Source organism: Streptomyces sp. NPDC050315, assembly GCF_040655775.1.
Taxonomy (GTDB): domain Bacteria; phylum Actinomycetota; class Actinomycetes; order Streptomycetales; family Streptomycetaceae; genus Streptomyces.
Genome location: NZ_JBFAKN010000009.1, coordinates 84,765 through 110,355, shown reverse-complemented (window position 1 = coordinate 110,355; position 25,591 = coordinate 84,765). Strand labels below are relative to the sequence as shown.

Below are 25,591 nucleotides of genomic sequence, written 5' to 3'. Positions count from 1 at the left end.
CATTGCTCCGTCGGTCAGGCGGGGTGCGTGAACGAGGGCTCCTGCGGCTCCTCGACCTCGTAGTCCCGCTCCCAGCCCTCGCACTCCAGCTTCAGGCTCTGGATCGCCACCGCGTTGGCGTTGGCGTCCAGCTCGCCGAGCACCTGGTACTCGCTCGGCCAGGCCCGGTAGATCTTGTGCGAGACGGCGACCTGGCCGGCCTCGTTCAGGACCTGGATGACGATGTCCTTGCGGAAGTCCGCGAGCGACACCTCCGAGCCCAGCCCCGCGCCGACCTGCCAGACCTTGTTGGCCCAGCGGTCGAACTCCGGGTCGTGGGTGACGCCGCGTTCCAGGGTGATGCCCTCGAACTCCGAGCGGCCCGGCGACTTGCGCGGGGAGCTCGGGTCGCCGCCGTGGCGGTGCTTGACCACCTCGGTGGTGCGCTTGAGCGGAGAGATCTTGCTGATGCCCGCGACCGTACGACCGTCCCAGAGGACCAGGAACTTGAAGTTCTTGTACGGGTCGAAGCGATGGGCGTTGATTGTGAACTCAGCCATCGGATTCCTTCGGTTCCTTCGTTCCTTGATTCCTCAGGGCCTAGAGCTCGAACTGCCCGGCCATCTGCTGGATCTTGACGATCACGAACTCCGCGGGCTTGACCGGCGCGATGCCGACGACGACGTTGACGATGCCGTTGTCGATGTCCTCGGCGGTCGTGGTGTCCTTGTCGCACTTGACGAAGTACGCCTCGCGCGGCGTGCCGCCCTTGAACGCGCCCTGCTGGAACAGGCCGTGCAGGTACGACGAGGCGTTGAGCCGGATCTGCTGCCACAGCTGCTCGTTGTTGGGCTCGAAGACCACCCACTGCAGGCCGCGCAGCAGGGACTCCTCGACGTGCAGCGCGAGGCGGCGGACCGGTACGTACTTCCACTCGCTGTCCAGCGCGTCCGCGCCCTGCAGCGTGCGGGCGCCCCAGACCACCGGGCCGACCATCGGGAAGGTCCGCAGGCAGTTGATGCCCAGCGGGTTGAGCAGGCCGTTCTCCCGGTCGGTGAGCTTGACCGAGAGGGAGTGCACGCCCGCCAGGCGCGCCTCGGTGCCCGCCGGTGCCTTCCATACGCCGCGCTCGCCGTCGGTACGGGCGATCACACCCGCGATGGCGCCGGACGGCGGGAAGCTGCGCAGCCGGCCGGTGAGCGGGTCGGTGAGCTGGAGGTGCGGGAAGTACAGGCCGGAGTGGTTGCCGCGGACCGAGTCCAGGGCGCCGATGCCGGCCCGCGCGGAGTCCACGGAGACCCAGGTGGAGGGCGCGTCCACGAGGTGGAAGATGCGCCGCTCCTGGCAGAGCCGCTCGGCGGCGGAGAGCACCGTGACCATGTCCTCGGTGTTCTCGTACGCGGAGAGCTCCGGCAGCGACAGCAGGTTCACGTCGTCGACGTCGCGCAGCGCCTGCAGGCCGGTCTTGCGGGCCTCGCTGCCGATGATGTCGCGCGGTCCCGGCGCGTCGCCGTCCACGCCGCCGGAGAGCGGGAAGACCGGCGGGTTGACCGAGGCCTCCAGGCCCAGGTCGTTGGCGCACTCGCCGACGAACCGCACCACGTCCTCGGGGTCGGCCGACCCGGCGACCACCTGGAGACGGCGGCCGAAGGCGGTGACCTGGGCGCCCGCGAAGGCGTGCTTGCCCGGGGCGTCCGGCAGCGCGCGCAGCTTGCGCTCCAGGAGGAGGGCGAGCTCGGTGACGGTGCAGGGGGCCTCGCCGTCCTGGTCCGGGTCGTAGAGCGTGAACTCGCGCTCCACCTCGCCGATCTTCACGGTGAGGTCCACGGCCAGGTCGGGCAGCTCGTGCGCGAACGGCTTGGAGACCGTGCCGGAGGGGTCGGGGCGCCCCTCGTCGAGGACCTTGACGCGGATCAGCTGCGAGCCGGCGTTGATCACGGTCTCGGCGTACCGGCCGCTCTCGGGGTCCATGGACAGGTTGCCGTAGGACTCGCGCGCGGTGCCCTTGGCGTCGAGGACCTGGAGGTTGAACGTGGCCTCGCAGTCGGTGGTGTCGTGGTCGACGGCCACGCGCAGGCCGTCGCCCCAGATGCCGGGCTCCTTGGCGTGCACCTCCAGCACCGGGCACTCGCTGTGCCCTTCGGTGGACTCCAGGGTGACGCATGCCTCTTCGCCGGTGCCTGCCTTGACGGCCCGGACGATCACGGCGACGGTGCCGCCGTTGCCGAAGAACTGGTGTACCGCGTAGCTCAGCGGGCTCTTCGAGGTCAGCCCGCCGAAGCGGCGCTCGAAGTCGGCGAAGCTCGTGACGCGCACCGGGTGGTTGAGCGGACCCCGGCGAGTGTGTCCCACGAAGGCGGTCACCGAGGTGGTGACGGTGGCGATGGTACGGACGCTGCTGGGAAGCTCTTCGACGTAGACGCCGGGATAGGTCGCGTTTGTCGGCATTCCCCCTCCAATCCCTTCAGGCACCGAGTAAGAGGGCACCAAGAGGGAGGTGGGGAGGAGGTGGCCAAGCCGACGCCACCGCGCCCCTACGCGGCCGCGCACTGCTCATCAGTCTCCCCCGTCCGCCCCGGCGAGTTTCGGTCTTCCGGGACCAGGCCGCCGCTTGTGACGCCGCCCTGTGACTCCTGATGCGTAAGTGCACAACGCAGTCTCCAGCGCTGTGAGTTGGAGGGTCAAGAACGCGTTCCGGTCAGCTTTTGCGAAGGAGTTGTGTGGGCCGGAACGGGACGGTAAGCGGACGGCTGCGGTGGGTGTCCGGGCCGTACCGCCCGTGAGCGGGTCGCCCCGGTGCATACCGGGCGCCGGTTGCGCGCCGCGCGGGGAGGTACGGCAGCGGAGGGGTGTACTCCGTGTGAGGAGGTGGTGCGGGCCACCGGCGAGATTCGGCCGAGTCCGGCCGGCCGGTGTGACGCGCGCCTCCGTCCGCGTGATCTGTGACGGTAATCACCGCCGCAGTGTGATCTGCGATTTAGGAGGGCCGGTGCAGCGGGGATAACCTGCGAGACGGACATGCCGCGTACCGGCTGACGATGTACGCCCTTGCTGTGACTGCGTTGTCACCCTGCCCTCGCGGCACGCCCGCGCAGACAACGAATCCGCGATCACCACGACTCGCGGGCTACTTGATTAGCAAAGGGACGGACGCGCGTGGACCTGTTCGAGTACCAGGCGAGGGACCTCTTCGCCAAGCACGGTGTACCGGTGCTGGCCGGTGAAGTCATTGACACGCCTGAGGCGGCCCGCGAGGCGACCGAGCGGCTGGGCGGCAAGTCTGTCGTCAAGGCCCAGGTGAAGGTCGGCGGCCGCGGCAAGGCAGGCGGCGTCAAGCTCGCCGCCACCCCGGACGAGGCCGTCGCCCGCGCGACGGACATCCTCGGGATGGACATCAAGGGCCACACGGTCCACAAGGTGATGATCGCGGAGACCGCTCCGGAAATCCTCGAGGAGTACTACGTCTCGTACCTCCTCGACCGCACCAACCGCACCTTCCTGGCCATGGCCTCGGTGCAGGGCGGCATGGACATCGAGGAGGTCGCGGAGAAGACCCCCGAGGCCCTCGCGAAGGTTCCGGTCGACTCCATCGAGGGTGTGACCATCGAGAAGGCCCGCGAGATCGTCGCCCAGGCGAAGTTCCCGGCCGAGGTCGCCGAGAAGGTCGCCGAGGTCATGGTGACCCTGTGGGACACCTTCGTCGCCGAGGACGCGCTCCTCGTCGAGGTGAACCCGCTCGCCAAGGTCGCCTCCGGTGACATCCTGGCGCTGGACGGCAAGGTGTCCCTGGACGCCAACGCCGAGTTCCGCCAGCCGGAGCACGAGGCCCTGGAGGACAAGGCCGCAGCCAACCCGCTCGAGGCTGCCGCCAAGGCCAAGGGCCTGAACTACGTCAAGCTCGACGGCCAGGTCGGCATCATCGGCAACGGCGCGGGCCTCGTCATGAGCACCCTGGACGTGGTCGCGTACGCCGGCGAGAAGCACTCCGGCGTCAAGCCCGCCAACTTCCTCGACATCGGTGGCGGCGCCTCCGCCGAGGTCATGGCGAACGGCCTGGAGATCATCCTCGGCGACCCGGACGTCAAGTCCGTGTTCGTCAACGTCTTCGGTGGCATCACCGCCTGCGACGAGGTCGCCAACGGCATCGTGCAGGCCCTGGAGCTGCTGAAGTCCAAGGGCGAGGACGTCAACAAGCCGCTGGTCGTCCGCCTGGACGGCAACAACGCGGAGCTGGGTCGCAAGATCCTGTCGGACGCGAACCACCCGCTCGTGCAGCGCGTGGACACCATGGACGGCGCGGCCGACAAGGCCGCCGAGCTCGCGGCTGCGAAGTAAGGGAAGAGGGACTCCAGAACAATGGCTATCTTCCTCGACAAGGACAGCAAGGTCATCGTCCAGGGCATGACCGGTGCCACGGGCATGAAGCACACCAAGCTCATGCTGGGTGACGGCACCAACATCGTCGGCGGCGTGAACCCGCGCAAGGCCGGCACCAACGTCGACATCGACGGCACCGAGATCCCCGTCTTCGGCACGGTCGCCGAGGCCATGGAGAAGACCGGCGCCAACGTCTCGGTCCTCTTCGTGCCGCCGGCCTTCTCCAAGGCCGCCGTCATCGAGGCCATCGACGCCGAGATCCCGCTCGCCGTCGTGATCACCGAGGGCATCGCCGTCCACGACTCCGCCGCCTTCTGGGCGTACGCGAAGTCCAAGGGCAACAAGACCCGCATCATCGGCCCGAACTGCCCCGGTCTCATCACCCCGGGCCAGTCCAACGCCGGCATCATCCCGGGCGACATCACGAAGCCGGGCCGCATCGGCCTGGTCTCGAAGTCCGGCACGCTGACGTACCAGATGATGTACGAGCTCCGTGACATCGGCTTCTCGTCGGCCGTCGGCATCGGTGGCGACCCGGTCATCGGCACCACCCACATCGACGCCCTCGCGGCGTTCGAGGCGGACCCCGACACCGACCTGATCGTCATGATCGGTGAGATCGGCGGCGACGCCGAGGAGCGTGCGGCGGACTTCATCAAGGAGAACGTGACCAAGCCGGTCGTCGGCTACGTCGCGGGCTTCACCGCCCCCGAGGGCAAGACCATGGGCCACGCCGGCGCCATCGTCTCCGGCTCCTCCGGCACCGCCCAGGCGAAGAAGGAGGCCCTCGAGGCCGCCGGTGTCAAGGTCGGCAAGACCCCGACCGAGACCGCCGAGCTCGCTCGCCAGCTGCTCAACGGCTGAATCGGAGCGGCGCGGCGCTGCGTCCCTGACGTGCCGCACGCGTAGCTTCCCTACGCGGACCCGTACTCCCTTGGGGGGAGTACGGGTCCGCGCGCGTTTATGGGGCCGGCCCTGCGCCCCCGATGTCAGCGGGCGCCGACAGCGGTGCCCGCGACCTCGTCCGGGCGCAGCAGGGCGGCCAGCCGGTCGGCCGGGAGCAGGCCCTTCTCCAGAACGAGCTCGGCGACGCCGCGGCCGGTGGCGAGGGCTTCCTTGGCGATGCCGGTGGCGGCCGTGTAGCCGATGTGCGGGTTGAGCGCGGTGACCAGGCCGATGGAGTTCTCCACGCTTGCGCGGAGCGTCTCGGTGTTGGCGGTGATACCGGCCACGCAGCGCTCGGCCAGGGTGCGGCAGGCGGCGCCGAGATGCGTGATGCTCTCCGAGAGGGAGTGCAGGATGATCGGCTCGAAGGCGTTGAGCTGCAGCTGCCCCGCCTCGGCGGCCATGGTGATGGTGACGTCGTTGCCGATGACCTCGAAGGCGACCTGGTTGACGACCTCCGGGATCACCGGATTGACCTTGCCGGGCATGATGCTGGAACCCGCCTGGACCGGCGGCAGATTGATCTCCGCGAGCCCGGCGCGCGGGCCGGAGGAGAGCAGCCGCAGGTCGTTGCAGCTCTTGGAGAGCTTGACGGCGATGCGCTTGAGCACGCCGGAGAGATGGACGAAAGCGCCGCAGTCCTGGGTGGCCTCGACGAGGTTGACGGCGGTCACCAGCGGCAGGCCGGTGATCGCGGCGAGGTGGCGGCGGGCCGCTTCGGCGTAGCCCGCCGGGGCGTTGAGGCCGGTGCCGATCGCGGTCGCCCCGAGGTTGATCTCGTGGACGAGCAGGGCGGCCTCGGCGAGCCGGCTGCGGTCCTCCTCCAGCATCACCGCGTACGTCGAGAACTCCTGGCCCAGCGTCATGGGCACCGCGTCCTGGAGCTGGGTGCGGCCCATCTTCAGGACGTCGCGGAACTCCTCCGACTTGGCGGCGAACGCCTCGCCCAGCACGGTCATCGCGTCGCCGAGCCCGTGCACGGCGGTGATCGTGGCGACCTTGAGGGCCGTCGGGTAGACGTCGTTGGTGGACTGGCTCAGGTTGACGTGCTCGTTCGGGTGGAGGTGCGCGTACTCGCCCTTGGCGTGGCCGAGGATCTCCAGCGCCCGGTTGGCGATCACCTCGTTGGCGTTCATGTTCGTCGAGGTGCCGGCGCCGCCCTGGATGACGTCGACGACGAACTGGTCGTGCAGGCGGCCCTCCCGGATCTCCCGGCAGGCGGCGGCGATGGCGTCGGCCCGCTCCGGGGTGAGCAGCCCGAGATCCTCGTTGGCGCGGGCCGCGGCCTCCTTGACCGCCGCGAGGGCGTTGATCAGATGCGGGTACGCGGATATCGCCGTACCGGTGATGGGGAAGTTCTCCGTGGCGCGCAGGGTGTGGATGCCCCAGTACGCGTCGGCGGGCACATCGCGGTCGCCGAGCAGATCGTGCTCGCGGCGGTGGTCGGCAGACATGGCAGGTCTTTCTTCTGTGAGGTGCTGAGGGGTGGAGCCGGGTGGGGTGCCGGGGGCCGGTCCCGGCGAGGTGCGCTTACGGGCCGACGAGCGCGCCCGCGGCCCGCAGGGTGCCGACGGTCATGCCGCCGCCGATGACCGGCGTACTGGCGAATCCGGCGAGGACCTCGGGGGCGACCCCGCAGCGGGCGAGCGCCGCGGCGGCCACCGGCATCCGGGCGCGGTCACCGCCGTCGGCGATCTTCACGCCGATGGCCCGCCCGTCCGGCAGCGCCGCGACCTGCACGCCTTCGAATCCGTCCTTGGCGAGCAGGCCCGGTACCGCCCGCATCAGCCGGGCGACGTCCCGGTCCGTGCCGGAGGCCATCTCGGGGTGCTCCCGTACGGCGTGTGCGACCCGGCCCTCGGGGGTGTCCGGCGCGGCCGCCGCCAGCTGGGCGACGGCCCGGGTGAGCCCGTGCAGGGACACCGCGAACAGCGGCGCTCCGCAGCCGTCGATCGTCACCTGGGCGATCTCCTGCCCGGTGAGCTCCGCCACCGTCCCGGCGATGGCCCGCTGCAGGGGGTGATCGGGGTCGGTGTAGTCCCGCAGCGGCCAGCCGCGGGCCCTGGCCGTCATCAGCATCGCGGCGTGCTTGCCCGAGCAGTTCTGGGCGAGCCGGGACGGGCCGAGGCCGCGGCGGAGCCATTCCTCGCGCTGCTCGGCGCCGTAGGGCAGATCGGGAACGCTCCGCAGCGCGTCCTCGGTCAGCCCGGCGCGGCGCAGGATGTGCCGGGCACCGGCCAGATGCCGTGCCTCGCCCGAGTGGCTGGCCGCGGTGAGGGCCAGCAGCTCACCGTCCAGCCGCAGCCCGGCACGGAGCAGCCCGACCGCCTGGACCGGCTTGAGCGCCGAGCGCGGATAGAACGCGGCCTCGATGTCGCCGGCCTGGAACTCCACGCTGCCGTCCGCGCCCAGCACCACGACCGAGCCGTGGTGGACGCCCTCGATCAGGCCGCCGCGCACCACATGGGCGAGCGGTACATGGGCCGGTTCGCGGGCCGGGGGCGCCGTCGCGACCGCCGGTGTCGCTGTTTCCGCTGTCCCGTTCACTTCTCGTCCTTGTCCTTGGGCTCGGTCCGCCCGGCGTCCGTCCGCGCGGCCTCCGCGGCACTCCGTACGGTGCGCACCCGGCCCCGTACGAGGAACCAGCCGACCACCAGGGCCGCGGCGATCCCGGGAAGGGACATCACGGTGATCCGGCCGGGGCCGCCGTCCGCCCACATCAGGACCAGGACGGAGGCGAGGAACGCGAGCGTGACGAGCTCGGTCCAGGGCGAGCCCGGCAGCCGGTAGCCGGGGCGGACGAGCTCGCCGGCCCGTGCCTTCCGCCAGAAGAGCAGGTGCGAGATCATGATCATGGCCCAGGTGGCCAGGATCCCGATCGCCGCGAAGTTCAGCACGATCTCGAACGCGTCGCTCGGCACGACGTAGTTGAGGCCCACGCCGAGGACGCAGAAGAACGAGGTGAGCAGGATGCCGCCGTACGGGACGTGGTTGCGGCTCATCACGCCGGTGAACCGGGGCGCGGATCCCGACATCGCCATCGAGCGCAGGATGCGACCGGTCGAGTAGAGCCCGGAGTTGAGGCTGGACATCGCGGCGGTGAGGACGACGAGGTTCATCACGCCGCCCGCCGCGGGCACCCCGATGTTGGACAGCACGGTGACGAAGGGGCTCTCGTCGGCCGAGTACGCGTTCCACGGGAGCAGCATCGCCAGCAGTACCACCGAGCCGACGTAGAACAGGGCCACCCGCCACATGATGGAGTTGATCGCCCTGGGCATGATCTTCTCCGGCTCGCTGGTCTCGCCCGCCGTGACGCCGACCAGCTCGACCGAGGCGTAGGCGAAGACGACGCCCTGGATGACCAGCAGCACGGGGAGCGCGCCGGCGGGGAAGAGGCCGCCGTTGTCCGTGATCAGCGAGGGCCCGGGGGAGTGGCCGTCCACCGGCTGCTGGGTCACCAGCAGGAAGATGCCGATCGCCATGAAGCAGACCAGCGCGCCGACCTTGATGATCGCGAACCAGAACTCCAGTTCGCCGAAGATCTTCACGGATATCAGGTTCACGGCCAGCACGACCGCGAGTGCGATCAGCGCGATGACCCACTGCGGGGTGTCGCTGAACATGCCCCAGTAGTGCGTGTACGTCGCCACGGCCGTGATGTCGGCGATGCCGGTGGTGGCCCAGTTCAGGAAGTACATCCAGCCCGCGACGAACGCTCCCTTCTCGCCGAGGAACTCGCGGGCGTAGGAGACGAAGGCGCCGGAGGACGGGCGGTGCAGGACCAGCTCGCCCAGGGCCCGTACGACCAGGAAGGCGAAGGCCCCGCAGACCGCGTACGCCAGCGCGAGGGCGGGACCGGCGCCCGCGAGCCGGCCGCCCGCGCCGAGGAACAGGCCGGTGCCGATGGCGCCGCCGATGGCGATCATGCTGACGTGCCGGCTCTTGAGGGACTTGCTGTAACCGACATCGCCGGCGTCGACGGCATCGAGCGGCACGGCGGCCTGCCGCTGATCCGCTTCGTGTGCCGTCTGCTGCAGGGTTCTCTCGCTCACTCTTGCTCTCCGCCTTCCGTGAGGGGATCGGTGGGGGCGGTGCGGTGGGGGCGCACGATTGCGGTGAGGGTCGTCTCGACCCGTTCGAGGTGGTGGGTCATGGCATCGATGGCGTCCTGCTCGGACCGGTCGACGAGGGCCTCGACGATGGCCCGGTGCTCGCGGTTGGACTGCTCGCGCCGGCCGCCGAGGTCGTTGAGGAACGCCGACTGGTGGGCCAGCGCGTCGCGGATCTCCTCGATGACCCGGCGGAAGACCGGGTTCTGAGCCGCCTGGGCGACGGTGAGATGGAAGAGGCTGTCCATCGCCACCCACGCCGTGGTGTCGGTCTCCTGCTCCATGCGGTCCAGCAGGTGGGTGAGCCGGTCGAGGTCTTCGGGAGTACGCCGGAGGGCCGCGTATCCGGCCACCGGGATCTCCACGTGGTGGCGGACCTCCAGCAGATCGCTCGCCGTGTAGTCGCCGAAGGTGGGGTCCTCCGCCGGGCCTGTGGAGACGACGAAGGTGCCCTTGCCGGTACGCGAGGCGGTGAGCCCCATCGTCTGCAAGGCGCGCAGGGCCTCCCGGAGCACGGGCCTGCTCACCTCCAGGCGACGGCAGAGCTCCGCTTCCGAGGGCAGCTTGTCGCCCACGGCGTAGTCGCCGCGCTCGATGGCGCCACGCAGATGGGCCAGCACGGCTTCCATCGCACTGATCCGCCGGGGCACAGGGGGAGGTGTCTGGCTGTCTGACAGGTTCACATGCAGGATCGTTGATTGCGTGGTGAACCACTGTCAAGGGCTGAGAAGCGGTCGATTTTTATCCACAGGTCGACCGCAGGTGGCCAAAAGGCGTCGGGAAACTGTCGTGATTACGGTCCTGACCTGGCAGGATCGCGCTCGGCGTGGGCGTCGCCGGCCGCGGGAATGCCGGGCTGCTGCCCGGGCGGCGGGACGTACCGCTCGCCGCCCCCGGTCCACAGCGCGGTGGCGGTGAGGGCGACGATCAGCCCGGTCAGCCCGATCGCGCTGCGCGTCATCCGCCGGGTGCTGCGCTCACCGCCGGTCCGTACGGCACGGGCGTTCGCCGTCCGTACCGGGTGCGCCGCCGCCAGCCCTGCCAGCCGCTCGCACAGGATCTCCCGCTGCCGGGCCGGCGGCTCGCCGGTCAGCCCCAGCTCCGGCAGCCGTCCGGCCAGCGCCTCGCGGGCATATGTGAGCCGCCCGTGCGCGGCCGGCGTGCTCGCCTCGATCTCGGCCGCGGTCTCGGACAGCTCCAGGCCGACGGCGTCGTGCAGCAGCAGGGCACGGCGGTAGGGCGCGGGCAGCCGCAGCAGCGCGGTCAGCAGCGGGTCGGGCCGGTCGCTGCCCGCCGCCTTCACCGGGGACCGGCGGGTGCGGGGGCGGAAGCGGTGCCAGGGGGAGAGGGCGTACTCGTGGGTCGCGGCCCGCACCCAGCCGGCCGGGTCGAGATCGCGGGCCACCTCCGGCCAGCGCTGCCAGGCCAGCTGGAAGCCCCACTCGACGGCCTCGCGGGAGAGGTGCGGCCGCCCGGTGAGGAGGAACGCCTGCCGGGCGAGCGCCGGCGCGTGCCGGACGTACAGCGCGTCGAAGGCGGCCGCGGGTGACGGCACGTCACCGGTCGCGGGTGGCGGCACGTCACCGGTCGCGGGTGACGGTACGTCAGCCGGGCCGGGGCCCGCACCGGTCGATCGGAGTTGCTGGGACTTTCGGGCTCTCCGGGTTGTAAATCCCATAAACGTATCTTGGGCGACACGTCCGGCATTCGCCCGCTGCGTAGTGGAAACGGGTGTTGTTGGCAGCATGGCGGCGTGAGCCAGACGACCGACAACGGACCGCCGGCGGCCGCGCCGGGCGGGGCCGCCGCGCAGCCCGCCACCACGACCGGCGGCGCGTTCCTCGCGGGGGCGGTGACCGCCGGGCTGGGCCTCGGCGTCTGCACCGTCTCCGTCCTCCTCCTGTGGATCGTCGCGCCGGCGCCGGTCGCCGGCAGCCCCTCCGGCGCGCTGCACATCGCCGCCGACCTGTGGCTGCTCGCGCACGGCGCGGATCTTGTACGGACGGCGGGCCCCGGCGCGGCCGCCGTGCCGGTGGGCGTGACGCCGCTGCTCCTCGTCGCCGTGCCGGTATGGCTGCTGTACCGCTGCGCCCGGCGCGCCCTGCGCCGCCCCGCTTCCCCCGGCGCCGTGCTCGGCCGGTTCCTCGGCGGGTACCTGCTGACCGCCGCGGCCGCCGTGGTGTACGCGGCGTCCGGGGCGCTGCGGGTCGCGCCGGTCAGCGCGCTGCTGTGCGTGCCGCTCACCGCAGCGGGCACGGTGGCCGTGGTGGCGGCGCGCACGGTCGGGCTGCGCGCCGTACTGCCGCTGCCCGCGCGGGCCCGGCGGGTCTGGGTCGGACTGCCGCCCGGCGTGCGCGCGGCGCTGGGCGGTGTCCTGGCCCCGCCCCGCTGCGCCGCCGCGCTGCGTGCCGCCTGTGCGGCCGGTGCGGTGCTGCTCGCCACGGGCGCGCTGCTGGTCCTGACCGGCCTGGTGTGGCACGCGGGCGCGGTGCGCCACGGCCTCCTCCACGTCGCCCCGGACTGGCCGGGGCGCGGTACGGTCCTGCTGGTCTGCCTCCTGCTGCTGCCGAACGCGGCCGTCTGGGGCGCCGCGTACGCGCTGGGCCCCGGCTTCACGCTCGGCGCGGGCAGCACGGTCGGCCCGCTCGGCGCCGCCGGCTACCCGGCGGGCCTGCCGCCCTTCCCCCTGCTCGGCGCGGTCCCGCAGGAGGCCGCCGGGTCGCCGCTGACCTGGGCGGTGGCCGTCGGGCCGGTCGCGGCGGGGGCGGTCGCGGCCTGGTACGCGGCGCGGCCCGCACGCGCGGCGGCGGACGGGGTGCGGGCCGCGGCGGAACGGGCCGGGGAAACGGCGGCCGGGCGACGCCGGGCGCGCGCGGCCGAGGCCCGGCTGTTGCGCTGGAACCGCCGGGCCACCGCCACCGTCGCGGCGCTCGCGGCGCTGATGTGCGGGGCGGGGGCCGCCGTGCTCGCGGCGGCCGCTGGCGGCGCGCTCGGCACCGCCGCGCTCCAGCACGTCGGCCCGAGCTGGTGGCTCACCGGCGCGGCAGCGGCGGGCTGGACGGCGGCCGTCGCCGTACCGGGCGCGCTCGTCCTGCGCGAGTGGCACGTGCGACGCGCGGTCGGCCGCCTGCCGATGCCGAGACTGCGGACGTTCCGGTCACGTCGGCCGAAGCCTCGGGCCAGTGAGACCCGCGGGGGATAGCGGGGCAGCGAATCATGTACGGGCCGGTCGGAGCGGAACAGGATCGTTTCCGCATCCCCGAACGAGTGAACACGTCTCTCGACGGGCAGTAGCGGCCATTAATCATGGCGAGGTGAAGGCGGACACGGGACGCAGATATCGGCTGTACCCCACTCCTCAGCAGGAGCAGATCCTGACTGGGTGGGGGCATACCGTGCGAGCCGTGTGGAACATGGCGCTGGCACAGCGGGTGTACATCTGGGAGCAGCGCCGGTACACGATGCGAGCTGTCGAGCAGTGCAAGGAACTGACACGGGCGCGTGGGGAACTGCCGTGGCTGGCCGAGCTGCCCGCGCAGGCAGCTCAGCAGGTGCTGCGTCAGTTGGACCGTGCGTACGACAATTTCTGGGACCCGGGGCACCCGGCCGGCTTCCCGGTGTACAAGAAGCGGAGTTCTCGGTTGTCGATCTCACTGCCGGGCCAGGCAGTGGCAGTCCGCAAGGTGAACCGTAAGTGGCCGAGGTGCGGCTGCCCAAGCTCGGCTGGGTCCGCCTCCGCCTTTCCCGCGCACTCGGAGGCCCGGTCCGAAATGCCACCGTAAGCAGGGACGGAACAGGCTGGCACATCAGCTTCGGCGTCCACATCGGACTCGGCTCCGCATTGCCCAACGGCAAGCCCGGATGCGGGGTGGATTTCGGTGTGGCTGCTTCGGCGTACGTGTCCACCGAGCATGCGCCGCGCGTCAAACCGCCTGGCCTGACCGTGAACGAGAGGAAGCGGCTGAGGACACTTGAGGGGCGTAAGGCCCGTCAGGTCACCTATGCGAAGAAACGCCGGAAAGGCAGGTACAGCAACCGTTTGCGGCGCACGATTGCTGCGATCGGCAAGTTGAAAGCCCGGGAAGCGAACCGCCGACTGGATTTCACGCACAAGCTCACGACCGACCTCGCCAAAAACCACGGCTTCATCGGTATTGAGGACCTGCGCGTGAAGAACATGACGAAGTCTGCCCGGGGCACAGTGGCGAGCCCCGGCACACGCGTGGCCCAGAAGAGTGGGCTCAATCGTTCCGTGTTGGACAACTGCCCCGACGAACGGCGCCGTCAACTGGAGTACAAGTGCTCGCTATACGGATCGCGCCTGGTGGTCGTGCCACCATTCCATACCTCTCAGACTTGCGCCGCCTGCGGAGCAATCGACCCTCGTAGCCGTGAGGGCTGCGGGCGCCTCTTCTCGTGCACGCAGTGTGGGCACGAGGACGACGCCGACCACAATGCCTCAGTGGAGATCGAGGCTCGAGCCCGCCGGACGGGTGGCTCGGTCATCAACAGCACGCGCAGGCACCCCGCGGTGCCGAGTCCCGCCCACGGGCGGAGGCGGATGCGTGAAGCCCTTCCGACAACCTCCGGGTAGTCGAAGGGAACCGCCTCCTTCAGGGGGCGGGAATTGTCAATCCTGCACGCTCAGGATCGGCCGCAGCTGCTCCGGGAGGAGCTCCTCGCAGGAGTGCCGGGCGGACTGGGTGAGGGCGTCGTTGACGCAGGTGTAGTAGTCCTTGTACACGAGCTGGAGCGTGAAGCCCGCGGCCACGATGCACAGCGCCAGGCTCGCCGTGACCAGCCCGCTCAGCGCCGCGGTGGTCTGCGGCCGGGTGCTGCCGGGGCCCGCGGGCGCGCCCGTGTTCCCGGCGGTCGCGTGCGGCGGCCCGGCCGTCGGCGTGGCGTCCTCGTGCGGCGGCCCGCCGCCCGCGACGTCCGCCGCCGTGGCCTTCGCGCCCTCCGGCTTCGCCTGACCCGGTTTACCCGCGCGCGGCTTGGCGCGCAGCGCGCTGATGCCCCAGTACAGCGCCAGCGCGCCGAGCAGCAGGGCGATCTCCGGGAGGCTGAAGAGCGAGAAGAAGAACGCCCACATGCCCGAGAGCAGGGCATAGCGCGCCCGCCGCTGGGCCGGGTCGGTCGGGTCCCAGCGCAGCCCGGTCTGGCCGGGGCCGCCGGGGCCGCCCGGTCCCTCCGGGCCGCCGCGCCCGGGGCGGCTGCCGAATCCGCCGCCCTGGCGCCCCGGCTGCCGGCTGCTCCACTGGCTGCCCCAGGCATGCCGGCCGTCGTGCTCGCCGGAGGAGGAGCCCTCGGAATCGTCCTTCGAGTTCCCGGAGTCCCCCGAGTCCTCGGGATGTCCCGAGTGCGCGTGACGCGGCCGCCATTCCCGGTCGGGCGTCCCGGCCGGCGGCGCGGCGAAGGGGTTGTCCCGGTCCCCGTCCCGGCCGTCCGTGCCGCCCCGGCCGCCGGCCCCCGTACCTCGGTCGCCCGCCGAAGAGCCCCCCGAAGCGCCCTCCGAGGAGGACGGCGACTGCTTGTGCTCGCGCGGCAGCAGCACCGCCGCCCCGGGAGCGGTGGCGGGCAGGGGGAGAAGGAGGGCCGCCCGGCGGCGTCGGTCCGTCATCTGAGGTGCGTCTTCCCCTTGTCTCGTCCGATCGCCGGTCCATCGGTCCGGCGGCGGGTCCACCACGAATCACACGCGATCTGCACAGATCACTTGTGGTCTTACGCCCGACGCTACCTTCCGCGTCCGCCCCCGTCCCGTGGGGGCCGCTCGGTGTGCCGGTATCGTTGCTGACGGTCGGCGCTTCGTAGGGTTCCCCGGATTTCCGGTACCCCCGGCCTTGTACGACCACACAAAGCTCGCGAGACCGAGAAAGAACCGCCGTGGCCTCCTCCCCACTCACCGTCCCCGCGCCCGCCCGGCCCGGCCGCCCGGCCAGGATCGTCGCGCTGGTGTCCGGTTCCGGCACCAATCTCCAGGCGCTGCTGGACGCCATCGCCGAGCAGGGCGCGGAGGCGTACGGGGCCGAGATCGTCGCCGTCGGCGCGGACCGCGGCGCCATCGCCGGCCTGGAGCGCGCCGAGCGCGCCGGGCTGCCGACGTTCGTCTGCCGGGTCAAGGACCACGCCGACCGCGCCGCGTGGGACCTCGCGCTCACCGAGGCGACCGCCGCGTACGAGCCGGACCTGGTCGTCTCCGCGGGCTTCATGAAGATCTTGGGCAAGGAGTTCCTGGCCCGGTACGGCGGCCGCGTGGTGAACACCCACCCCGCGCTGCTGCCCAGCTTTCCCGGTGCCCACGGCGTACGCGACGCGCTCGCGTACGGCGCGAAGGTCACCGGCTGCACCGTCCACTTCGTCGACGACGGCGTCGACACCGGTCCGGTCATCGCCCAGGGCGTGGTCGAGGTCCGGGACGAGGACGACGAATCCGCGCTGCACGAGCGGATCAAGGAAGTCGAGCGTTCGCTGCTCGTCGATGTCGTGGGGCGTCTGGCCCGTAACGGCTACCGCACTGAGGGACGAAAGGTAGTTATCCCGTGACCGAGACCGCCGAAGGTACCAAGCGGCCCATTCGCCGCGCGCTGGTCAGCGTCTACGACAAGACCGGGCTGGAAGAGCTGGCGAAGGGGCTGCACGCGGCGGGCGTCCAGCTCGTGTCCACCGGCTCCACCGCGGGCAAGATCGCGGCGGCCGGTGTCCCGGTCACCAAGGTCGAGGAGCTGACCGGCTTCCCCGAGTGCCTGGACGGGCGCGTGAAGACGCTGCACCCGAAGGTGCACGCGGGCATCCTCGCCGACCTGCGTCTCGAGGACCACCAGCAGCAGCTCGCCGACCTGGGCGTCGAGCCGTTCGACCTGGTGATCGTGAACCTCTACCCGTTCGCCGCGACCGTCGCCTCGGGCGCGACCCCGGACGAGTGCGTCGAGCAGATCGACATCGGCGGCCCGTCGATGGTCCGCGCCGCCGCCAAGAACCACCCGTCGGTGGCCGTCGTCGTCAACCCGCAGCGGTACGAGGACGTGCTCGCGGCCGCCTCCGGGGGCGGCTTCGACCTCGCCACCCGTAAGCGGCTGGCCGCCGAGGCGTTCCAGCACACCGCTTCGTACGACGTGGCCGTCGCCTCCTGGTTCGCCGACGACTACGCGGCCGCCGACGACAGCGGCTTCCCGTCCTTCACCGGCGCCACCTACGAGCGCAAGAACGTCCTGCGGTACGGCGAGAACCCGCACCAGGGCGCCGCGCTGTACGTCGACGGCAAGGGCGGCCTGGCCGACGCCGAGCAGCTGCACGGCAAGGAGATGTCGTACAACAACTACACGGACACGGACGCCGCGCGCCGTGCCGCGTACGACCACACCGAGCCCTGCGTCGCGATCATCAAGCACGCCAACCCCTGCGGCATCGCGATCGGCGCGGACGTGGCCGAGGCGCACCGCCGCGCCCACGAGTGCGACCCGCTGTCCGCCTTCGGCGGCGTGATCGCCGTCAACCGCCCGGTCAGCAAGGAGATGGCCGAGCAGGTCGCGGAGATCTTCACCGAGGTCATCGTGGCGCCGGATTACGAAGAGGGCGCGGTCGAGGCGCTCACCAAGAAGAAGAACATCCGTGTGCTGCGCGCCCCGGGCGCCCCGGCCAACCCGGTCGAGGTCAAGGCCATCGACGGCGGCGCGCTGCTCCAGGTCACCGACCGTCTGCAGGCCGACGGCGACGACCCGGCGAACTGGACGCTCGCGACCGGCGAGGCGCTCTCCCCGGAGGAGCTCAACGAGCTGGCCTTCGCCTGGCGCGCCTCCCGCGCCGTGAAGTCCAACGCGATCCTGCTCGCCAAGGACGGCGCCACGGTCGGCGTCGGCATGGGCCAGGTCAACCGCGTGGACTCCGCGAAGCTCGCGGTGCAGCGCGCGGGCGAGGAGCGGGCGCGCGGCTCCTACGCCGCCTCCGACGCGTTCTTCCCCTTCCCCGACGGCCTGGAGGTCCTCACCGAGGCCGGCGTGAAGGCCGTCGCCCAGCCCGGCGGTTCGGTCCGTGACGAGCAGGTCATCGAGGCCGCCAAGAAGGCGGGCGTGACGATGTACTTCACGGGCACGCGCCACTTCTTCCACTAAGAGCCCGCGCACCACGCGGACGGGCCCGGCGGAGCGCTCCGCCGGGCCCGTCCGCGGTGACGGCTCAACAGCCGCTCAGCAGCCGCCGCGCCAGCGGACGGCATCGACGGTGTAGTCGAGGCCGCTGACCCACCCGCCGGGCGCCAGGCACATCCACTTGTTGTTGAACCGCTTGATTTTGACGTGGTCCCGCGGGTGGCTGGTGTCCCCGTTGTTCCACATCGAGCTGATGTGCTTGTAGTTCCGGTTGCTGTTGCCCCAGACCGGGTAGACCTTTCCCTGGCCGTTCGGCTTGGTGTACAGACACACCGCGCCCTTCGGGCAGTCCTTCCAGCCCTTGGCCACCGGGCCCGACCCGGCCGACTCCACCGGTGCGACCGCCCCCGCCGGGGCCATGGCGAGCGTGCCCACGGCCACCGCCGCGGTCGCCACCGTCATCGCGATCCTGCGCATCATGGTCGTACTTCCCTCCGTTGACTGCCACCCCCGTGATGGCATGTCCTCACCATCCCGGAGCGGTGCAACGGCCGGTACCTCGGAACTCTCAGGGTCCGCTCAGCAGCGCTTGACCCACCGGTGGGAGCGGAGTGTCTGCTGGCCGGCCGGGAGGTCCGTGCGGCCGAGGCGGCTGATGCAGCCCGGCCGGCCGCGGAAGTCGTCGCCGGGGTAGTACGAGACGGCCGTGTACGAACCGTCGACGCCGTTGTTGAACACCGAGCGCGGCGGCGTACTGCCGCTCCAGGGACAGGAGATCGTGCCGGTCCGCCAGTCCTCGTCGAAGCCGAACCAGCTGCACATGTCGCCCTTGCCGGTCGACTCGGTGAAGAAGCAGACGTGACCCTTCTTGCAGCGGTCGTAGCCGGCCGGGGGCTTGCTCTGCTGGGCGGCTCCGGACGCGCCGCCCAGCACCATCGCGGTGACCCCCGCGGTCCCGGCCATCAGCAGCAGGGCGCTCCCGGCCGCGAGGGCGGCGCGGCGGATGCGCCGCCGCCGGGTGAGCGGCGGCCGGGGCGCGGGCACCGTGCCGCCCGCCGCCGTCGCGCGGCGCAGCAGCTCGTGCGCGCCGTGCCGGGCGCGCTCCTCGTGCGTACGGGCCAGGCAGTCGCGGACGATGTCCACCCAGGCGTCCGGCAGCCGGGGCGACAACTGGAGCCGTTCCCGGCCCCTCGCATAGCGCAGCGCGGCCTCGCGGCGGGTGGTGGGCGTGCCGCCGGGGAACGGGAAAGAACCGGTCAGCACGAGGTGGGCGAGCACGCCGAACGCCCAGATGTCGGCGCTGGGGCGGATGACCTGGCCGCGCTCGCCGACCTCCGCCCACAGCAGCTCGGGCGGGGTGTAGTCGGGTGTGGAGAAGGCGGGGGAGTAGGCGTGGGTGCCCTCCATCTCGGCGGCGAGGTTGAAGTCGCCCAGCCGGACCGTTCCGTCGGCCATGAGCAGCACATTGCCGGGCTTGAGATCACCGTGTACCCAGCCCGCTTCATGGAGCTGGGCGATGCCCTCACAGATCTGTGCCAGCAGTGTGCCCGCGCGCGGGGCCGGGGCGGGGGAGACCAGCGAGAGCAGGGAGAGCGCCGCGGACAGTGAGCTCTCGGCGCGCTCCAGTACGAGTACGGTCGCGCCGTCCAGCGCCGGCTGCCCGGGGTCGTCGACCGTCAACGCCTCGTACATACGGATCAGCCGGGGGCGCTGCAACTTGCGGTACAACTCCAGCTCGCGGCGGGTGAGTTCCTTCAGATGGTGCAGCCGGCGCGGTGTACTGGTGCCGGTGGGCAGGAACTTCAGCGCCACCTCGGCCCGGTCTTCGACGGCCCGCGCGGCGTAGACGCTGCCGAACGCGCCGGAGGCGATCGGCCGGAGCACTTCCCAGCCGCCGACGCGGTATCCGGGCGGCACGGTGACGGCGAAGGCGCCTGACGGGCCGTCCGCCGTCATGCGGGCACCTGCTCCAGCACGCCCAGTTCGTCCTCGCGCACGAGGTCGAAGCGGAGCGCGAGGGAGACCACGGACTCCTTCTTGCCGTTCAGCCGCGGGCCGCAGTCGGCGGACTCCGGCGGCTGCTTGAGGCGCAGCTTGACCGCGAGGTAGTCGATGTTCCACTGCACGGCGGCCCGTCCGGCGGCCGGCCAGACCGGCCGCAGCCGCTCGACGAGCTGGTCCGTGGTGGGCAGCGGCGCGTGCGGCGCGCCGCGCAGCCGCGGCTCGCAGAGCGCGGCCAGGACGAGGAAGTAGCGCTTGGTGCGGTCGAGCGGGAAGGCGAGGGCCGTGGCCTCGCCGCCGTCGGAGCCGGTGAGCGGGTCGGCGTAGTCGTGCCGCGGCGCCCAGACGTCAAAGCTCAGCAGCTCGTCGGCGGCGGGCAGCACGACCCGTGCGAACTCGAACGGGACCGGAGCGCCGATCCGCCCCGGCGCCACCTTGATGTGCTCACCCGCGCCCTCCGGGTTCTCCACGACGTACGTCTGGCGGGCGCTGTGGTTGGTCAGCGTCCAGTACGCGCCGGTGGCGGTGATCTCCCCGGCCGTACGGGAGACTCCGCAGTGCGGGATGGTCAGTTGGCGGCCGCCGTCGGTACGCCGCTCCGAGCGGCCGAATCCCAAGGTCTCGCCCGGCTCCAGCCGGATCTGCTCCGCGCTCCCGCCGTACGGCGAGGGCACCACGATGATGCTGAACATGAGCCGTCCCTTCCCCCGGTGGATCAGCGGAAGGGTAACGGCGGAGAGTGATCGAAATCAGCCTGACATGCGGATTCTGTTACGGAGTGTGACACGAGGGGCGCGGGTGGGGTAGCGCGCGCACGGCGAAGGCCCCCGCTTGCGAGGTGCGAACGGGGGCCTTGAGTGCGGCGGTTATTTCCTGCTCACCGCTACTTCTTGATCACCACGGTGCCGGCGGCACGGTCGTGCCAGCCCTGCAGCTTCCCGCTGTTGTCGAAGAACGGCGACAGGTAGGTCAGCAGCATGCCGATGTAGCAGAGGAAGGCACCGACCATCGGGATGATGTAGCGGATGAAGCCCGCACCGACGCCGGGAACGCCGCCGGTGGCCTCCTTGACGACGCGCAGGCCGAGGGCCATCTTGCCGAAGGTGGCGCCCTTCAGGCCGATCATCAGCCACTCGTAGAGCAGCATGAAGAGCGCGAAGATGCCCAGGATGCCGAACATGACGGCGACACCGCTGCTGGCCTGCGCGGCGGCCTCGTTCATGCAGGCGTCGTAGCCCGGGTCCATGTAGCTGCCGCACTCCTCGGCGGCGTTGCCGGCTATGCCGACGACGCTGCCCAGACCCGCGACCATGGCGATCGTCATGATCACACCGACGATCACGCCGTCCAGCAGTCGCGCCAGGAAGCGCTGGCCCATCGTCGCGAGCAGCACCGGGCCGCTGACGAGGTTGATGTAGCCGTTGTTGGCCTGGACGGAGCTGCCGGCGGGCTGCTGCTGGCCGTACGGCTGCTGCGGCGCGCCCGGGGCCTGCTGCGGGTAGCCGTAGCCCTGCTGCGGCGGGACGCCCTGGGGGGCCTGCTGGGGGTAGCCGTAGCCGGGCTGGCCCTGGGGGGCCTGCGGCGGCTGCTGGCTGTAGGGGTTGTTCGGGTCGCCGGCGGGCGGCGGGGGGTAACTCACGGAAAGCATCCTTCGGGCGGGGACGTGGCGGGCCGACGGTTACTACGGGAAGCCACCGGACCGCCCCCGCGGGCGCGCCGCGCGAGCTGTGAAGAGTGCTTGGTGTTCTCCCCCGAGCGTGCCGCCGTCGCATTCGGCCCCTCCTGCAACCGCAGCACGTGTCGCAACATCGTGAAGTCCGGATAAAGACTTTGTCCAGCGGAGGAGAAGCCGTAGTCCCCAGGTGATCCCGATATGTGCTGTTCCTGTTACCGAGATTGGACAGCACTGTCGCTCCTTCGCGACAACCACAGTGCTTCTACGCGCGTCAACCCCCGAACCCGCCCCTGATTGGTACGGCGGCGCCGTCATCCGGGAGGATAGGAGCCATGAGCGCCCAGATTCTCGATGGCAAGGCCACCGCCGCCGCGATCAAGTCCGACCTGTCCGTCCGCGTGGAGGCCCTGAAGGCCAAGGGCGTACAGCCCGGTCTGGGCACCATCCTGGTCGGCGAGGACCCCGGCAGCCAGAAGTACGTCGCGGGCAAGCACCGCGACTGCGCGCAGGTGGGCATCGCCTCCATCCAGCGCGAGCTGCCCGCCACGGCCACCCAGGAGGAGATCGAGGCGGCCGTCCGCGAGCTGAACGAGGACCCGGCCTGCACCGGCTACATCGTCCAGCTGCCGCTGCCCAAGGGCATCAACGAGAACCGCGTCCTGGAGCTGATCGACCCGGCCAAGGACGCCGACGGTCTGCACCCCACCAACCTCGGCCGCCTGGTGCTCAACGAGGCGGCCCCGCTGCCCTGCACCCCGAACGGCATCCTGCGGCTGCTGCGCCAGTACGGCGTCGAGATCAAGGGCGCCGAGGTCGTCGTGGTCGGCCGCGGCGTGACCATCGGCCGCTCGATGCCGCTGCTGCTCACCCGCAAGTCCGAGAACGCCACGGTGACCCAGTGCCACACCGGCACCCGGGACCTCGCCAAGCACCTCAAGGAAGCCGACATCATCGTGGCGGCGGCCGGCTCGCCGCACCTGATCAAGCCGGAGTACGTCAAGGAGGGCGCGGCCGTACTGGACGTCGGCGTCAGCCGCGACGAGAGCGGCAAGATCGTCGGCGATGTGCACCCGGGCGTGCGCGAGGTGGCCGGCTGGGTCGCCCCGAACCCGGGTGGCGTCGGCCCCATGACCCGCGCGATGCTGCTGGTCAACGTCGTCGAGGCCGCCGAGCGCGCGGCCGGCTGAGCCACGGGCGGGCCGACGACGGTACGGACGACAGAAGGGCAGCCAGCGCATGAACGCCGGAGCGCACTCGGACGGGGTGTCCAGGCCGCAGCGCCTCACGCGACGCTTTCCGCTGATCACCAAGGACACCGCGCGCCCCCAGGGCGGCGGCCGCGCCGCGCCCGGTGACGCGCCGGCGCCGGTCCGGCAGTGGCCGCTGCTCACAGTGATCGGCGGAGTCGCGCTCGGCCTGCTGGTGCTCTCCCTCGACGCCTTCCGTGCGGGGATCCTGCTGATCGGGCTGTCCCTGCTGGCCGGGGCCGTACTGCGACGCGTCCTGCCGTCCGTCGGCATGCTCGCCGTGCGGTCCCGCTTCACGGACATGGCCACGTACGGCGGGCTCGGCTTCGTCATCGTGATGCTGGCGCTCATGATCCAGCCGAAGCCGTGGCTGTCGCTGCCCTTCCTGGACGACATCGTGCACTTCACGGTGCGCTGACGGCCGTTCCGGAGTACCGCCTCTTGAGAGTCCCGGGCCCCGCGCGCGTAAGGGAAGTGAGGGTTCCGTACGTGCGCCGCGTGCGGAGGCGCGTGTCCAAAGCGTGAATGCTTCCGTGCGCCCCGTTCACGGGAACTGGCATCCTGACTGGTGGCATCCCAACGGGTAGCCGCAGCAGTTCGGGGGGATAGGGGGAGGCAATGCCTCGCTGGAGGGCGCTACCGGAGGAACTGGATCCGCAAGTGCGGGAGTTCGCCGGACAGTTACGCAGGCAGGTCGAGCGCAGCGGCCTGAGCATATCGGCCGTCGCGGACCGCACGGGCTACAGCAAGACGTCGTGGGAGCGGTACCTCAACGGGCGGCTGCTGCCGCCGCAGCGCGCGGTGGTGGCGCTGGCCGAGGTGACGGGCGCGCACACCGGCCATCTCACGACGATGTGGGAGCTGGCCGAACGGGCCTGGAGCCGTTCGGAGATGCGGCACGACGTCACCATGGAGGCGATCCGGGTGGCCCAGGCGCGGGCCGCGCTCGGGGAGTTCGGCCCGGCGCCGGACGAGCCGAAGGGGGGCCTCGGCAAGCGGTCGGTGGCCGCGGCCCCGGCTGCGCCGATTCCCCAGGCACCCCAGGCGCCGACTCCCGAGGCGCCGGTGCTCGCCGGGTCCGAAGCACCCGGTGCGCCTGGTGTGTCCGAAGCGCCCGGCACTTCGAGAGTGCCGCACCAGCGCGTCAGCCCGCCGCCCGCCCCGCCCGTCTCCCCGCCGACGGCACCGCCCACCGCGTCGCCCGCCGCGCCCGACCCCGAGCGTCGCCGTCGTATCACCATGTTCGTGACCGGCGTCGTCGGAGCGCTGCTGCTGATCGCCGCTGCCGTGCTGCTGCTCGGCGGCGGGAGCGGCGGGCAGCAGGCGAAGCCCGCGCCCGCGCCCACGAAGTCGCAGGCGCCCGACCTGCCGGCCGGCGTGAAGTGCAGCGGCGCCGACTGCACGGGCAAGGACCCCGAGGAGATGGGCTGCGGCGGCACGCACGCCACGACCCCGTCCCGGGGTGTGATGGGCGGCGCGCTGATCGAGGTCCGGTACAGCAAGGTCTGCGGCGCCGCCTGGGCCCGGCTCACGGGCGCCGCGCAGGGCGACCGCGCCACCGTCACCTCCGACGGCCGTACGGAGGAGGCGAAGGCGGGCCGGGACGGCTCGGCGTACACCACGATGGTGCGGGTCAGCGGCGCGCCGGAGAAGGTCAGGGCGTGCGGCACGACGAACGCGGGCTACCAGAGCTGCACCGAACCGGAAGCCGCGCAGGGCACCGGGCCGGCCCCGGCCACCGCACCCTGACCGCGCCCGCCACGACCCTCGTTGGGCCATTCGGGGCCTACCGCGGAACCGTGGGCATGACCCGGCCGGAACGGGGCAGGCGCCCGGTCGACCCCCCCACGGGTGTGGCACCGCCCGGCGGCCGCTCGCGCTCCCCTCCTTGTCGCGAGCGGCCGCTCTCCGTCCGCCGCGGCCCGGCCGGGCGTCCTCGTACGGGTGGCCGGTGACCTGCGGGGTGACGGCCGGTGAGGAGTTACACACCGGCCTGTCACCGGTGGGGCGCCGCCGTCCGATAGCCTGACGCCCGGGTCTCTTGATACCGAGATACATCGAGGGGCTCCGTATACATGGGCAGGGACACCCACCGCCCACCGCAACATGGTGGCTCTGGGGCTCGCCCCCAGAAAAAACACGCCGCAGGAGATCGCCATGACCCGCACTGCCGTCAATGTCACCGTCACCGGCGCCGCCGGCCAGATCGGCTACGCACTCCTCTTCCGCATCGCTTCCGGTCACCTCCTCGGTGCCGACGTGCCGGTCAAGCTGCGCCTCCTGGAGATCCCGCAGGGTCTGAAGGCCGCCGAGGGCACCGCGATGGAGCTCGACGACTGCGCCTTCCCGCTGCTCCAGGGCATCGAGATCACCGACGACCCGAACGTCGCCTTCGACGGCGCGAACGTCGCGCTGCTGGTCGGCGCCCGCCCCCGTACCAAGGGCATGGAGCGCGGTGACCTGCTGGAGGCCAACGGCGGCATCTTCAAGCCGCAGGGCAAGGCCATCAACGACCACGCAGCGGACGACATCAAGGTCCTGGTCGTCGGCAACCCCGCCAACACCAACGCGCTGATCGCCCAGGCCGCCGCCCCGGACGTACCGGCCGAGCGCTTCACCGCGATGACCCGCCTCGACCACAACCGTGCGCTCTCGCAGCTCTCGAAGAAGACCGGCGTCCCGGTCTCCGAGATCAAGAAGCTCACGATCTGGGGCAACCACTCCGCGACCCAGTACCCGGACATCTTCCACGCCGAGGTCGCCGGCAAGAACGCCGCCGAGGTCGTCAACGACGAGCAGTGGCTGGCGGAGGACTTCATCCCGACCGTCGCCAAGCGCGGTGCGGCGATCATCGAGGCCCGTGGCGCCTCCTCGGCCGCCTCGGCCGCGAACGCCGCCATCGACCACGTCCACACCTGGGTGAACGGCACCGCCGCCGGTGACTGGACCTCGATGGGCATCCCGTCGGACGGCTCCTACGGCGTGCCGGAGGGCATCATCTCCTCCTTCCCGGTCACCACCAAGGACGGCAAGTACGAGATCGTCCAGGGCCTGGAGATCAGCGACTTCTCCCGCGCCCGCATCGACGCCTCGGTGCAGGAGCTGGTCGAGGAGCGCGACGCGGTCCGCGGCCTGGGCCTGATCTGATTCCGATTGTCCGGCCGCGGCCGG

General features: G+C 71.5%; 23 protein-coding genes. 11 read left to right on the top strand and 12 right to left on the bottom strand.

Going from position 1 to position 25,591, the window contains the following annotated elements; translation table 11 throughout:
• Positions 1–14: 14 nt before the first annotated feature.
• Complete coding sequence (locus tag AB0I82_RS29665; protein WP_351601404.1) at positions 15–539, bottom strand: phage tail protein; 525 nt, start codon at positions 537–539, stop codon at positions 15–17.
• Between the two features lie 40 nt (positions 540–579).
• Positions 580–2,427, bottom strand: coding sequence for a phage tail sheath C-terminal domain-containing protein (locus tag AB0I82_RS29660; RefSeq protein WP_363260474.1), 1,848 nt, complete (start codon positions 2,425–2,427; stop codon positions 580–582).
• A 708-nt stretch (positions 2,428–3,135) separates the two neighbouring features.
• Between AB0I82_RS29660 and sucC the strand changes: the two genes are divergently transcribed.
• Both sucC and sucD read left to right on the top strand, forming a co-directional pair.
• Positions 3,136–4,314 carry an ADP-forming succinate--CoA ligase subunit beta gene (gene sucC / locus AB0I82_RS29655; protein WP_030254201.1) on the top strand — a complete coding sequence of 393 codons (1,179 nt, stop codon included), beginning with the start codon at positions 3,136–3,138 and terminating at the stop codon, positions 4,312–4,314.
• 21 nt (positions 4,315–4,335) lie between these two features.
• Positions 4,336–5,220 (top strand): succinate--CoA ligase subunit alpha, encoded by an 885-nt coding sequence (gene sucD, locus AB0I82_RS29650; RefSeq protein ID WP_363260473.1) that lies wholly within the window; start codon positions 4,336–4,338, stop codon positions 5,218–5,220.
• A gap of 125 nt (positions 5,221–5,345) precedes the next feature.
• Here sucD and aspA read toward each other — a convergent pair whose 3' ends face one another.
• The 5 genes from aspA to AB0I82_RS29625 form a co-directional block, all read right to left on the bottom strand.
• Positions 5,346–6,755: an aspartate ammonia-lyase gene (gene aspA, locus AB0I82_RS29645; RefSeq protein WP_363260472.1), complete on the bottom strand. Its 1,410-nt coding sequence runs from the start codon at positions 6,753–6,755 to the stop codon at positions 5,346–5,348.
• A 76-nt stretch (positions 6,756–6,831) separates the two neighbouring features.
• Positions 6,832–7,848, bottom strand: coding sequence for an asparaginase (locus AB0I82_RS29640; protein WP_363260471.1), 1,017 nt, complete (start codon positions 7,846–7,848; stop codon positions 6,832–6,834).
• Complete coding sequence (locus tag AB0I82_RS29635) at positions 7,845–9,341, bottom strand: amino acid permease (RefSeq protein ID WP_363260707.1); 1,497 nt, start codon at positions 9,339–9,341, stop codon at positions 7,845–7,847. The genes AB0I82_RS29640 and AB0I82_RS29635 overlap by 4 nt, the downstream gene beginning before the upstream one ends.
• A gap of 11 nt (positions 9,342–9,352) precedes the next feature.
• The gene (locus AB0I82_RS29630) at positions 9,353–10,096 is read right to left on the bottom strand and encodes a FadR/GntR family transcriptional regulator (protein ID WP_363260470.1); all 744 of its coding nucleotides are present in this window, start codon (positions 10,094–10,096) and stop codon (positions 9,353–9,355) included.
• 110 nt (positions 10,097–10,206) lie between these two features.
• Positions 10,207–10,992, bottom strand: coding sequence for an RNA polymerase subunit sigma-70 (locus AB0I82_RS29625; protein ID WP_363260469.1), 786 nt, complete (start codon positions 10,990–10,992; stop codon positions 10,207–10,209).
• 174 nt (positions 10,993–11,166) lie between these two features.
• On the opposite strand from AB0I82_RS29625, the gene AB0I82_RS29620 reads away from it, so the two are divergent.
• From AB0I82_RS29620 to AB0I82_RS29610, 3 genes are read left to right on the top strand one after another with little or no spacing between them, the layout of a single operon-like run.
• The gene (locus AB0I82_RS29620; protein ID WP_363260468.1) at positions 11,167–12,615 is read left to right on the top strand and encodes a DUF6350 family protein; all 1,449 of its coding nucleotides are present in this window, start codon (positions 11,167–11,169) and stop codon (positions 12,613–12,615) included.
• Positions 12,596–13,195: a transposase gene (locus tag AB0I82_RS29615; RefSeq protein ID WP_363260467.1), complete on the top strand. Its 600-nt coding sequence runs from the start codon at positions 12,596–12,598 to the stop codon at positions 13,193–13,195. Before AB0I82_RS29620 ends, AB0I82_RS29615 begins: the two co-directional genes overlap by 20 nt.
• A complete protein-coding gene (locus tag AB0I82_RS29610) occupies positions 13,108–14,007 on the top strand; it encodes a transposase (RefSeq protein ID WP_363260466.1) in 900 nt (299 codons plus the stop codon). Before AB0I82_RS29615 ends, AB0I82_RS29610 begins: the two co-directional genes overlap by 88 nt.
• Before the next feature lie 36 nt (positions 14,008–14,043).
• Here the strand turns inward: AB0I82_RS29610 and AB0I82_RS29605 are convergent, their stop codons facing one another.
• Positions 14,044–15,033, bottom strand: a complete 990-nt coding sequence (locus AB0I82_RS29605) for a hypothetical protein (protein WP_363260465.1) — start codon at positions 15,031–15,033, stop codon at positions 14,044–14,046.
• Positions 15,034–15,296: 263 nt separating this feature from the next.
• Between AB0I82_RS29605 and purN the strand changes: the two genes are divergently transcribed.
• Together purN and purH are read left to right on the top strand one after the other, a co-directional pair.
• Complete coding sequence (gene purN, locus AB0I82_RS29600) at positions 15,297–15,956, top strand: phosphoribosylglycinamide formyltransferase (RefSeq protein ID WP_363260464.1); 660 nt, start codon at positions 15,297–15,299, stop codon at positions 15,954–15,956.
• Positions 15,953–17,521, top strand: coding sequence for a bifunctional phosphoribosylaminoimidazolecarboxamide formyltransferase/IMP cyclohydrolase (gene purH / locus AB0I82_RS29595; protein WP_363260463.1), 1,569 nt, complete (start codon positions 15,953–15,955; stop codon positions 17,519–17,521). Before purN ends, purH begins: the two co-directional genes overlap by 4 nt.
• Before the next feature lie 75 nt (positions 17,522–17,596).
• Here purH and AB0I82_RS29590 read toward each other — a convergent pair whose 3' ends face one another.
• The 4 genes from AB0I82_RS29590 to AB0I82_RS29575 form a co-directional block, all read right to left on the bottom strand.
• Positions 17,597–17,977 carry a peptidase inhibitor family I36 protein gene (locus AB0I82_RS29590; RefSeq protein ID WP_363260462.1) on the bottom strand — a complete coding sequence of 127 codons (381 nt, stop codon included), beginning with the start codon at positions 17,975–17,977 and terminating at the stop codon, positions 17,597–17,599.
• Between the two features lie 99 nt (positions 17,978–18,076).
• Positions 18,077–19,453, bottom strand: a complete 1,377-nt coding sequence (locus AB0I82_RS29585; protein WP_363260461.1) for a serine/threonine-protein kinase — start codon at positions 19,451–19,453, stop codon at positions 18,077–18,079.
• Entirely contained in the window at positions 19,450–20,190 is a 741-nt protein-coding gene (locus tag AB0I82_RS29580) for an FHA domain-containing protein (protein WP_363260460.1), read from the bottom strand. Before AB0I82_RS29580 ends, AB0I82_RS29585 begins: the two co-directional genes overlap by 4 nt.
• A gap of 191 nt (positions 20,191–20,381) precedes the next feature.
• A complete protein-coding gene (locus AB0I82_RS29575) occupies positions 20,382–21,146 on the bottom strand; it encodes an RDD family protein (protein WP_363260459.1) in 765 nt (254 codons plus the stop codon).
• A gap of 359 nt (positions 21,147–21,505) precedes the next feature.
• On the opposite strand from AB0I82_RS29575, the gene AB0I82_RS29570 reads away from it, so the two are divergent.
• The 4 genes from AB0I82_RS29570 (at position 21,506) to AB0I82_RS29555 (ending at position 25,567) form a co-directional block, all read left to right on the top strand.
• Entirely contained in the window at positions 21,506–22,360 is an 855-nt protein-coding gene (locus tag AB0I82_RS29570) for a bifunctional methylenetetrahydrofolate dehydrogenase/methenyltetrahydrofolate cyclohydrolase (RefSeq protein ID WP_363260458.1), read from the top strand.
• 49 nt (positions 22,361–22,409) lie between these two features.
• Positions 22,410–22,838, top strand: coding sequence for a DUF3017 domain-containing protein (locus AB0I82_RS29565; RefSeq protein ID WP_031059927.1), 429 nt, complete (start codon positions 22,410–22,412; stop codon positions 22,836–22,838).
• Between the two features lie 242 nt (positions 22,839–23,080).
• Positions 23,081–24,169, top strand: coding sequence for a DUF2690 domain-containing protein (locus AB0I82_RS29560; protein WP_363260456.1), 1,089 nt, complete (start codon positions 23,081–23,083; stop codon positions 24,167–24,169).
• Positions 24,170–24,577: 408 nt separating this feature from the next.
• Entirely contained in the window at positions 24,578–25,567 is a 990-nt protein-coding gene (locus tag AB0I82_RS29555; RefSeq protein WP_363260455.1) for a malate dehydrogenase, read from the top strand.
• The last annotated feature ends 24 nt before the right edge of the window (positions 25,568–25,591 follow it).

Excerpts from the sequence above, each read along its gene's own strand:
- AB0I82_RS29585 (WP_363260461.1), bottom strand. The coding sequence starts at position 19,453 with ATGACGGCGGACGGCCCGTCAGGCGCCTTCGCCGTCACCGTGCCGCCC.
- AB0I82_RS29580 (WP_363260460.1), bottom strand. The coding sequence starts at position 20,190 with ATGTTCAGCATCATCGTGGTGCCCTCGCCGTACGGCGGGAGCGCGGAG.
- AB0I82_RS29605 (WP_363260465.1), bottom strand. The coding sequence starts at position 15,033 with ATGACGGACCGACGCCGCCGGGCGGCCCTCCTTCTCCCCCTGCCCGCC.
- AB0I82_RS29590 (WP_363260462.1), bottom strand. The coding sequence starts at position 17,977 with ATGATGCGCAGGATCGCGATGACGGTGGCGACCGCGGCGGTGGCCGTG.
- AB0I82_RS29565 (WP_031059927.1), top strand. The coding sequence starts at position 22,410 with ATGAACGCCGGAGCGCACTCGGACGGGGTGTCCAGGCCGCAGCGCCTC.
- AB0I82_RS29660 (WP_363260474.1), bottom strand. The coding sequence starts at position 2,427 with ATGCCGACAAACGCGACCTATCCCGGCGTCTACGTCGAAGAGCTTCCC.
- AB0I82_RS29575 (WP_363260459.1), bottom strand. The coding sequence starts at position 21,146 with ATGCTTTCCGTGAGTTACCCCCCGCCGCCCGCCGGCGACCCGAACAAC.
- aspA (WP_363260472.1), bottom strand. The coding sequence starts at position 6,755 with ATGTCTGCCGACCACCGCCGCGAGCACGATCTGCTCGGCGACCGCGAT.
- AB0I82_RS29555 (WP_363260455.1), top strand. The coding sequence starts at position 24,578 with ATGACCCGCACTGCCGTCAATGTCACCGTCACCGGCGCCGCCGGCCAG.
- AB0I82_RS29570 (WP_363260458.1), top strand. The coding sequence starts at position 21,506 with ATGAGCGCCCAGATTCTCGATGGCAAGGCCACCGCCGCCGCGATCAAG.
- AB0I82_RS29665 (WP_351601404.1), bottom strand. The coding sequence starts at position 539 with ATGGCTGAGTTCACAATCAACGCCCATCGCTTCGACCCGTACAAGAAC.
- sucD (WP_363260473.1), top strand. The coding sequence starts at position 4,336 with ATGGCTATCTTCCTCGACAAGGACAGCAAGGTCATCGTCCAGGGCATG.